This is a genomic window from Caballeronia sp., from assembly GCF_028292365.1.
GTDB lineage: Bacteria > Pseudomonadota > Gammaproteobacteria > Burkholderiales > Burkholderiaceae > Caballeronia.
On sequence record NZ_JAQGMM010000034.1, the window covers coordinates 1 to 8,660 of the forward strand.

Genomic DNA, 8,660 nt, shown 5'->3' on the forward strand with positions numbered 1-8,660 from the left:
GCAATGAAGCCGATTTTTCGCGCGGGACGTTTCGCGTACGGGGCGACACGATCGACATCTTCCCGGCAGAGCACGCTGAAATGGCGGTGCGCGTAGAGCTGTTCGACGACGAAATTGAGTCGATGCAACTCTTCGACCCGCTCACTGGCCGCGTGCGCAACAAGATTCCGCGTTTCACCGTGTATCCGTCGTCCCACTATGTGACGCCGCGCGACACGGTGATGCGCGCTATCGAAACGATCAAGCTGGAATTGCGGGAACGGCTCGAGTTCTTCCACAAGGACGGCAAGCTGGTGGAAGCGCAACGGCTCGAACAGCGCACGCGTTTCGATCTGGAGATGCTGCAGGAACTGGGCTTCTGCAAAGGCATCGAGAACTATTCGCGACATTTTTCGGGCGCAGCACCGGGCGAACCGCCGCCAACGCTTGTCGATTATTTGCCGCCCGACGCGCTCATGATGCTCGACGAGTCGCATGTGCTGATCGGCCAGTTGAACGGCATGTATAACGGCGACCGGGCGCGCAAGGAGAATCTCGTCGATTACGGTTTCCGGATGCCGTCGGCGCTGGACAACCGGCCGCTCAAGTTCAACGAATTCGAACGCAAGATGCGCCAGGCGATTTTCGTTTCGGCCACACCGGCCGATTACGAAAATCGCACGGCGGGGCAGGTGGCCGAGCAGCTTGTGCGTCCGACCGGCCTGGTCGATCCTGATATTGAGGTGCGTCCGGCGCGTTCCCAGGTGGACGACGTGCTCGGCGAGATCAACGCGCGCGTCAAGGTGCACGAGCGTGTGCTGGTGACGGTGCTGACCAAGCGTATGGCTGAACAGCTGACCGAGTTTCTTGCGGATCACGGTGTGAAAGTGCGCTACCTTCATAGCGACATTGATACGGTCGAGCGCGTGGAAATCATCCGCGATCTGCGTCTTGGCACGTTTGACGTGCTGGTCGGGATCAACTTGCTGCGGGAAGGGCTGGATATTCCGGAGGTGTCACTGGTCGCAATCCTTGACGCCGACAAGGAGGGTTTCCTGCGCGCGGAACGTTCGCTGATCCAGACGATCGGCCGGGCTGCTCGTAACGTGAACGGTAAGGCGATTCTCTACGGCGACAAAGTGACGGATTCGATGAAACGTGCGATCGGCGAGACCGAACGGCGCCGTACGAAGCAGATTGCGCACAATCTCGCGATGGGCATCACGCCGCGTGGCGTGACCAAACGGATCAAGGACATCATCGATGGTGTCTATAACGCCGACGATGCCCGCGCTGAACTGAAGGAAGCCCAGACCCGCGCGAAGTTCGAAGATATGTCTGAAAAGCAGATATCGAAGGAAATCAAGCGGCTCGAAAAGCAGATGATGGATCACGCGAAAAACCTCGAATTCGAAAAAGCTGCGCAGACCCGCGACCAACTGTCGCTTCTGAGGCAGCGCGTGTTTGGCGCAAACGTAGGCGACCACATTACGGGCATCAGCTGAACGTAAGGGTTTTAGGACAGGAACGCGACAACCCGGGAGGGTTCGCCGCGTTTTTTTGCCTGAAATTCCACTCGAAAATATTTCCGCCATCTCAGAAACCCAGCAGGCACAAGGCTTGTTGATTTCCATCAAATTGTCCGGCCCCCCGATCGGTGCTAAACTCCATACCCATTGAGAATGGTTCGTATTAACGTTGTTGGTTGCGTTCTCATTCCGATTTCCTATCATCGACGCCGAGTTGATCGGTGAACTGACCAAGATCGGGTCGAACGCGCAGCGCGCGACCGATCAATAACAAGAGGGAGTGAAGGATGCAGGTTTCAACTTTCGTACGCGGCTCGGTAGCCGCAGTCGCGCTCGCGGCAATGGCGTCGGCATCGGCTGCCGAATATCCGATCGGCAAGCAGCATATTGAAAACGGCATGGAAGTTGGCGCGGTGTACCTGCAGCCGATCACCATGGAACCGGAAGGCATGATGCGCAAGGCCTCGGATTCGGATGTGCACCTCGAAGCCGACATCCACGCCGTGAAGAACAATCCGACCGGCTTTGCGGAAGGTGACTGGATGCCTTACCTGCAGGTGACGTATGAGCTGACCAAGGTCGGCACGACGCAAACCGTCAAGGGTGACCTGATGGCCATGGTCGCGAACGATGGCCCGCATTACGGCGACAACGTGAAGCTTTTCGGCCCGGGCAAATATCACCTGAAACTCAACATCGCACCACCGATGCAAACCGGCCATATGGCGTTTGGCCGTCACGTCGACAAGGAAACCGGCGTGGGTCCGTGGTTCAAGCCGTACACGATCGAATACGATTTCCCGTTCGCCGGCATCGGCAAGAAGGGCGGTTACTAAGTAGTCGATAGTCGAATCAGACGTCCGGCATGACGTGAATCAAAGTGAAATGAAGTGACACGTCCCGCCGGACGGCGCAGCCAGGAAGTATGCATGCAACGCAAAACCAAGTTGGTCGCCGCCTCGTTAGCCTTGGCGGCTGGATGGTTCGCCAGTGCCGCCGCGGCGCAAGCCGCCGACCTGCCGACCTTCAAGCTGGAAATGAACGACGGCAAGCTGAATCCCACGCGTATTGAAGTACCGGCGGGGCAGCGTATCAAGATCGAAGTGCACAACATCGGCAAGGGTGCGGCTGAATTCGAAAGCATCCAGTTGCGCAAGGAAAAAGTGCTCGCGCCGGGCGCCGATTCGTTCGTCGTGATCGCACCTTTGGACAAGGGCGAATACAAGTTCTTCGACGATTTTCATCAGTCGGCGCAAGGTGTCATCGTCGCGAAGTAACGTCAAGCCGGACCGGTTCGCGCGCTGTCCGCTCAGCGTCACGCGCAAACCGCATCGGCCTGCAAGAGCGGGAGATAAGTGATGGGTCAGGTTCTTTTCATCGTGTGGCGGGAGAGTGTCGAGGCGCTGCTGGTCGTCGGCATCCTGTATGCATGGCTGAAAAATGGCGATGCCGACGCGCGTCGCGGCATACCGTATTTGTGGGCTGGCGTGGCGGCGGGGTTGCTGGCGGCAGTGGCGCTGGGCGCGGCGCTGGTCGGTTTTACGGAAGAGTTATCCGGCGATGCACAGGATTATTTCCAGACCGGCATGGTCCTCGTGGCGTGCGTGCTGATCGTGCAAATGGTGCTGTGGATGAAGCACCATGGGCGATCCATGAAGCGCGATATGGAAGCATCGCTGGAAAGGAGCAAGCAGGACGCGAACTGGTGGGGCGTGACGTTGCTGGTTGCGCTCGCCATTGCGCGTGAAGGCAGCGAGACGGTTATTTTCCTGTACGGCCTGGGCTTCGGCCAGTCGGGGCACGTCGATCCCATGCAGTATCTGGCGGTCGCGATTGGTCTGGCGCTGGCGTTCCTGACGTTTTATCTGCTGCAGCTTGGCGGCAAGATTTTCTCGTGGCGGCTTTTTTTCCGCGTGACGGAAATCATGCTGTTGTTCCTGGCGGCGGGATTGTTTGAAACAGGTGTCGATAAACTCATCGACAAGGAGATCCTGCCGGTCGTCATGAATCAGGTATGGGACACGTCCTGGCTACTCGATGACTCCAGCACCTTCGGTTCGCTGGTCGCCACGCTCATGGGGTATCGCGCGCATCCGGCCGGCATGAACCTGATTGCGTATGCGGTCTACTGGGCAGTGATCTTCCTGCTGCTGCATCGATCGAAAAACAAGATGGCGCAAAAATCGGCGAGACGCGCAGCATGAGCGACGTGATGAATCGGCCCGGGCGGCTGCAGCAAGCCGGGCAATGGATGCAACAACACGGCAGCATGATCCGCGGCATTCAGTGGGTCGTGGTTGCCGTGTATGCATTTCTGATTCTGGTTCCAGCGGTCATGCCGCTGCCGGACAATACCGCGCATCTATGGACCAACCTGACGCTGGCCGCGCAGTTTGTGTTCTGGGGCATTTGGTGGCCGTTCGTCCTGCTCTCCATGGTGATGCTCGGCCGCGTGTGGTGCGGCGTGCTGTGTCCCGAAGGCGCACTGACCGAATTTGCGAGCAAGTTCGGCCGCGGCTGGGCGATTCCACGCTGGTTGCGCTGGGGCGGCTGGCCGTTCGTCGCGTTCGGCATCACCACCATCTATGGCCAGATGGTCAGCGTTTATCAATATCCGAAAGCCGTGTTGCTGGTGCTCGGCGGCTCGACGCTTGGCGCCATGATTGTTGGCGTGTTGTATGGGCGCGAGAAACGCGTGTGGTGCAAGTATCTCTGCCCCGTGAACGGGGTATTTTCACTTCTGGCGCGGCTCGCGCCGTTTCACTACAAGGTCAACGAGGACGCATGGCGTCGCTCGTATAAAGAGGGTGAGCACGGGCATCGCGTAATCCCAGTCAACTGCGCGCCGCTTGTGCCGCTGCGCGCCATGAAAGGCGCGTCGGATTGCCATATGTGTGGTCGTTGCAACGGCCATCGGGACGCCATTTCGCTCCAGTGGCGTTCGCCCTCGGCCGAGGTCGTGCAACTCGGCGATAAACAAGCGAATCCGTGGGACACCGCGCTCATTCTTTACGGCTTGCTGGGCATTGCTATTGGCGCATTCCACTGGACCGTGAGCCCATGGTTCGTCGACCTGAAGCAGATCTTTGCGGCGTGGCTGATCGATCGCAACATCCTATGGCCGCTCGATACAAACGCGCCCTGGTTCCTCTTCACGCACTACCCCGAACAAAACGATGTCTTCTCCTGGCTCGACGGCGGGATGGTCGTGGGTTATATCGTGGTGACGGGGCTCGTGTACGGCACGGTGCTTCTGGCCTTGCTCGCCGCCGGCACGCGCATGCTCGGGCGTTTCAGTTTCACACGCTTGCATCACCTGACGCAGGCGCTGATTCCCGTGGCGGGATGCGGCGTGTTTCTGGGTTTATCGGCGACTACTGTGTCGTTGCTGCGCGCTGAACACCTGCCGCTCTGGTGGGTGACCGATGTACGTCTCGGCTTGCTCGCTGTCGCGAACCTGTGGAGCGCGTGGCTTGGCATGCGCGTTATCGGCCGGTATGCACTCGGGCGCTTGGTCGCACCGAGCGTTGCGATGCTGTGGTTCGTCGCCGCTCTCGCCGTGGTCGATAGCGCCTGGTACCTGATGTTCTGGGGCTTTTCGCGGTAACGTTGCGGGTATCGAGCTAATTCCTTTATCAAAACGCAACCAACGCAACGACTATCCCTAGGTGACGAAATGAGAACAAAACCCGTATTGACTGACGCAGACGTAAAAACCATCGCGGCCGCGGCGGAAGCGCATGCACTGGCGAACAAGTGGTGCGTGGCGATTGCTGTCGTCGATGACGGCGGTCATTTGCTTCACTTGCACAGGCTGGACGGCGCAGGCGCAAGCACGGCTGAAATGTCGGCGGGCAAGGCGCGCACCGCCGCGCTCGGCCGGCGCGAAACGAAAGTGTATGAAGACATGATCAAGCAAGGCCGCACCGCGTTCTTGAGCGCACCGATGACTGCCATGCTGGAAGGCGGTGTGCCGATTGTGGTGGGTACGGATATTGTGGGCGCAGTGGGCGTATCGGGCGTGAAGTCCGACCAGGACGCCGCGGTCGCGCGAGCGGGTATTGCAGCGTTGGGGATCGAGAGCGTTTAAGGTCCGCGAAGCAACGTCTCATCGTGCTGATCGAAACCAGCCGGCCTGAACTTCAAAGTTAAAAAAGCACGTTTTCGTGAGAAAACGTGCTTTTTGCTTAACTGATGGTGCTCTTCAAAGCACACGATGGGAACCAAAAAAAGCGGCTTCGCTGGCTATCGACGACTGGCTGGTGTTTGCACGAAGGGGTCTAAAGTCTCGCGTGCAAGCCGTCATTGCTGGCTAGTGCCAAACACCTCTCGAAGAGGTGGTCCCCACAATACCCGGTACTGCAATTCTGTTCTGTTCCCTGCGTGTTACTTGGTGAGAATCAGCTTGCCCAGGCGAGTTGCGCGCAACTGATACGTCTCACCGTTATGCATGATGCTGATGTGGCTATGACCTTGCAGCAGCGTGTCGCTGCGGAGTGAGCGCTCAGAACGCTCGCCGTTCTCCAACACGCTGCTCGACGGCGTAGGACGTGCGGTCGCTACAGCTGCCGTCCGGGGCCGCGAGATAGTTGCTGCCGCGGAGCGATCGACCGAGCGACGTAGCCGAAGCGTGTTGGAGCGCAGGAGGTCGGTCATGTCGAAGAATCCGTTCGTTGAGTCGATGGAGCAATCTTAATGATAACCATTCCCATTTACAACAACGAAGTTTTCATCGATTACACGTTTCGATAGTCATTGACTGTCCGGCTATCGAAACGTTCTGGTGCGCTAGTGCAGCGGGCCTTCGAGATTGCCGTGAGCAAATTGCCGGATCAACCGGACGGTGTCGATATCCGCTTCCCGATACGCCGACTTCACGATCTCCTGCGTCTGAAGCGCGTCGAGGCTTGCCTGGGGATCGTCGGCTACGGGCAGGGTGGTGGCGTAAGTGAAACGCAGGAACAACTGGAGCTCGTCCGGTTGCTCGATAGTCATCGTCAGCGAGCCGCCGACGTGCTCGGCGGTCGGCAGGATGTCGTAGCGAACACTGGTTTCGGGGAGCAGCGTCACGCGGTCACGCACGACCGCCTGACCGTAGTGCAGTTCGCGGTCGAGCACGTCGCCAACACGCGACAGGATCACGCAGCGATCCAGGCCGATCACGAACAATTGCGGTTGCTCCGCGCGCAGTACGAGTCCATGCCAGACCTGTTCGCGGGTCATCGATTCCACAAATGGATTGAGCGGGTCGTTGATCTGGATGAGGTGTTCGAAATTCAAAACGACAGTTTCCTTGGTTGTTCAATTGTTCGCTTGGCGGGAGAGCGCGGTGCTCGCGCAGCCCGTTTATGTAATCTGCTTATGCAGCCCGTTTATGTAATCCGCTTATGCAGCCCGCTTATGCAGGCGTAAGGCCCGAATGAATCATGATCGTGCCGCTAAGAATCTTGTGCACGGGGCACGCATTTGCAATTTGCAAAAGCCGTTCCCGCTGGGTGTTATCGAGTTCGCCGGTCAAGAGGATCTGGCGGTCAATCAACGTCCCCTCGGGCGTGATGTCCATGTTGAGCGTCACGTGCACCGCTTCAAGCGGCCATGCCTTGTGCTTCGCGTACATCTTCAGCGTGATCGACGTACACGCGCCCAGGCTCGACAGCAACAAGCTGTGGGGAGTCGGGCCGGTATCTGCGCCACCGTGCGATGACGGTTCGTCGGCGATCCAGTCATGCTGGCCGTCGCTCAGCGAAACCTGAAAATCCGTCGCACCGATGTGGGCGGTGACAGGCGGCGTCACAAACTTTTCGGACATGCGGTACCCCAAAGTGAGTAGATGGGCAGACAGTGCGGGTAATAAAAGCAGACGATAAAACGGCGCGGCACGAACGACTATTGTGACGCAAATAGTGTCATTCGTGCCGCGCCGATGAAACGCACGGTCTGATGTAGGGCCCGCCCGAAGGCGGCGAGCCTGCCTAGTGGGTGATTGCGCCCATGCGTCCCGCCTGGTAATCGACCACGGCCTGGCGGATCTCTTCCTCCGTGTTCATCACGAACGGGCCGTAGCGGACCACGGGCTCCTTAAGCGGCACGCCACCGATCAGCAGCAACTCGAGCGGCTCGTCGCCGGCGGCAAACGTAATTGCGTCGCCATCGTTCGCGAACACGATCATCTGCTGCGCCCGCACGGCTTGCTTCGCGTCGCCGTACAGACCGTTACCCGACAACGCATAACCGAACACGCGAAAGTCCCGCGGCACGGGATGCACGACCGACGCGCCCGGTTGCAGCGAAAAATGCTGGTAAAGAATGGGCGTACGCGTTTCGATCGCGGCCTTGACGCCGAGCGCTTCACCCGCGATGACCTTCACGCGCACGCGGCCGTCATCGCTGGTTGCGACCGGGATTTGTTCTGACGCGATTTCCTGATAATGCGGCGGGATCATCTTGTCGCGCTTGGGCAAGTTCACCCACAGCTGCAAGCCATGTACGCGACCGCCGGTGCGCGTGAATTCGGGATCGGGCATTTCACTGTGAACCACGCCCGCGCCGGCTGTCATCCATTGCACGTCGCCCTGACGCAGCGTACCGGAATGTCCTGCCGAATCCTTGTGGCCGAACTGGCCCTCAAGCACGTACGTCACGGTTTCAAAGCCGCGATGCGGATGATCGGGCGCGCCTTTCGCCTCGCCGGGCGCGTAGTCGACGGGGCCCATTTCATCGAGGAGCAGGAACGGGTCGAAATCCATCAAGAGCCGCGTCGGAAATGGGCGATGTACGACAAAACCACCGCCCTCCACGGTGCGGAGCGCGGCAATCGTGCGTTCGATACTGCGTGTGCTTTCCATTTTGTCCTCGCTTGGGTAGGGCCAGCATGGCCGTACGACGGGTGGGCATTAGCGCCAAATTTAAAACATAGCGCTATTATATGGACGGCATTTCGCGGAAAAAGCCGTCAAACCGCAATGGATTGTCCCACCTGTAGAACAACGAAACTCCAACGAAAACCCAACGAAAGACCTGACCGCATGAAACCTGATTCGCATGACCTCAATGACCTGATGTATTTTTCGTACGTTGTCGAGCACGGCGGTTTCTCGGCGGCGGAGCGGGTGCTGGGTATCTCGAAGTCGCGCTTGTCGCGGCGCGTGTCGG

General features: G+C 58.8%; 11 protein-coding genes. 7 read left to right on the top strand and 4 right to left on the bottom strand.

Annotated features, from left to right (window positions below; all coding sequences use genetic code 11):
• From uvrB to JWR14_RS01615, 6 genes are all read left to right on the top strand, one after another.
• The coding region (gene uvrB, locus JWR14_RS01590) for an excinuclease ABC subunit UvrB (protein WP_299700191.1) at nt 1-1,484 on the top strand (1,484 nt) is incomplete at its 5' end.
• Nucleotides 1,485-1,795: 311 nt separating this feature from the next.
• Nucleotides 1,796-2,344 carry an iron transporter gene (locus JWR14_RS01595; RefSeq protein WP_299700194.1) on the top strand — a complete coding sequence of 183 codons (549 nt, stop codon included), beginning with the start codon at nt 1,796-1,798 and terminating at the stop codon, nt 2,342-2,344.
• A 93-nt stretch (nt 2,345-2,437) separates the two neighbouring features.
• Nucleotides 2,438-2,785: a cupredoxin domain-containing protein gene (locus tag JWR14_RS01600; protein ID WP_089158877.1), complete on the top strand. Its 348-nt coding sequence runs from the start codon at nt 2,438-2,440 to the stop codon at nt 2,783-2,785.
• A gap of 81 nt (nt 2,786-2,866) precedes the next feature.
• A complete protein-coding gene (locus JWR14_RS01605) occupies nt 2,867-3,712 on the top strand; it encodes an FTR1 family protein (protein WP_299700207.1) in 846 nt (281 codons plus the stop codon).
• Nucleotides 3,709-5,115, top strand: coding sequence for a 4Fe-4S binding protein (locus tag JWR14_RS01610; RefSeq protein WP_299700210.1), 1,407 nt, complete (start codon nt 3,709-3,711; stop codon nt 5,113-5,115). The genes JWR14_RS01605 and JWR14_RS01610 overlap by 4 nt, the downstream gene beginning before the upstream one ends.
• A 69-nt stretch (nt 5,116-5,184) precedes the next feature.
• On the top strand, nt 5,185-5,598 hold the full coding sequence (locus tag JWR14_RS01615; RefSeq protein ID WP_299700213.1) for a heme-binding protein: 414 nt from the start codon (nt 5,185-5,187) through the stop codon (nt 5,596-5,598).
• A gap of 296 nt (nt 5,599-5,894) precedes the next feature.
• Here JWR14_RS01615 and JWR14_RS01620 read toward each other — a convergent pair whose 3' ends face one another.
• From JWR14_RS01620 to JWR14_RS01635, 4 genes are all read right to left on the bottom strand, one after another.
• A complete protein-coding gene (locus JWR14_RS01620; RefSeq protein WP_299700216.1) occupies nt 5,895-6,164 on the bottom strand; it encodes a hemin uptake protein HemP in 270 nt (89 codons plus the stop codon).
• 132 nt (nt 6,165-6,296) lie between these two features.
• The gene (locus tag JWR14_RS01625) at nt 6,297-6,788 is read right to left on the bottom strand and encodes an SRPBCC family protein (RefSeq protein ID WP_299700219.1); all 492 of its coding nucleotides are present in this window, start codon (nt 6,786-6,788) and stop codon (nt 6,297-6,299) included.
• 118 nt (nt 6,789-6,906) lie between these two features.
• Nucleotides 6,907-7,317 carry an OsmC family protein gene (locus JWR14_RS01630; RefSeq protein WP_299700222.1) on the bottom strand — a complete coding sequence of 137 codons (411 nt, stop codon included), beginning with the start codon at nt 7,315-7,317 and terminating at the stop codon, nt 6,907-6,909.
• A 163-nt stretch (nt 7,318-7,480) separates the two neighbouring features.
• On the bottom strand, nt 7,481-8,353 hold the full coding sequence (locus tag JWR14_RS01635; RefSeq protein WP_299700225.1) for a pirin family protein: 873 nt from the start codon (nt 8,351-8,353) through the stop codon (nt 7,481-7,483).
• Between the two features lie 180 nt (nt 8,354-8,533).
• Here JWR14_RS01635 and JWR14_RS01640 point away from each other — a divergent pair.
• A partial coding sequence (locus tag JWR14_RS01640; protein WP_299700228.1) for a LysR family transcriptional regulator occupies nt 8,534-8,660 on the top strand: 127 nt, incomplete at its 3' end.

Coding starts and splice junctions, on each gene's coding strand:
- JWR14_RS01615 (WP_299700213.1), top strand. CDS start 5,185: ATGAGAACAAAACCCGTATTGACTGACGCAGACGTAAAAACCATCGCG.
- JWR14_RS01635 (WP_299700225.1), bottom strand. CDS start 8,353: ATGGAAAGCACACGCAGTATCGAACGCACGATTGCCGCGCTCCGCACC.
- JWR14_RS01610 (WP_299700210.1), top strand. CDS start 3,709: ATGAGCGACGTGATGAATCGGCCCGGGCGGCTGCAGCAAGCCGGGCAA.
- JWR14_RS01630 (WP_299700222.1), bottom strand. CDS start 7,317: ATGTCCGAAAAGTTTGTGACGCCGCCTGTCACCGCCCACATCGGTGCG.
- JWR14_RS01595 (WP_299700194.1), top strand. CDS start 1,796: ATGCAGGTTTCAACTTTCGTACGCGGCTCGGTAGCCGCAGTCGCGCTC.
- JWR14_RS01620 (WP_299700216.1), bottom strand. CDS start 6,164: ATGACCGACCTCCTGCGCTCCAACACGCTTCGGCTACGTCGCTCGGTC.
- JWR14_RS01600 (WP_089158877.1), top strand. CDS start 2,438: ATGCAACGCAAAACCAAGTTGGTCGCCGCCTCGTTAGCCTTGGCGGCT.
- JWR14_RS01605 (WP_299700207.1), top strand. CDS start 2,867: ATGGGTCAGGTTCTTTTCATCGTGTGGCGGGAGAGTGTCGAGGCGCTG.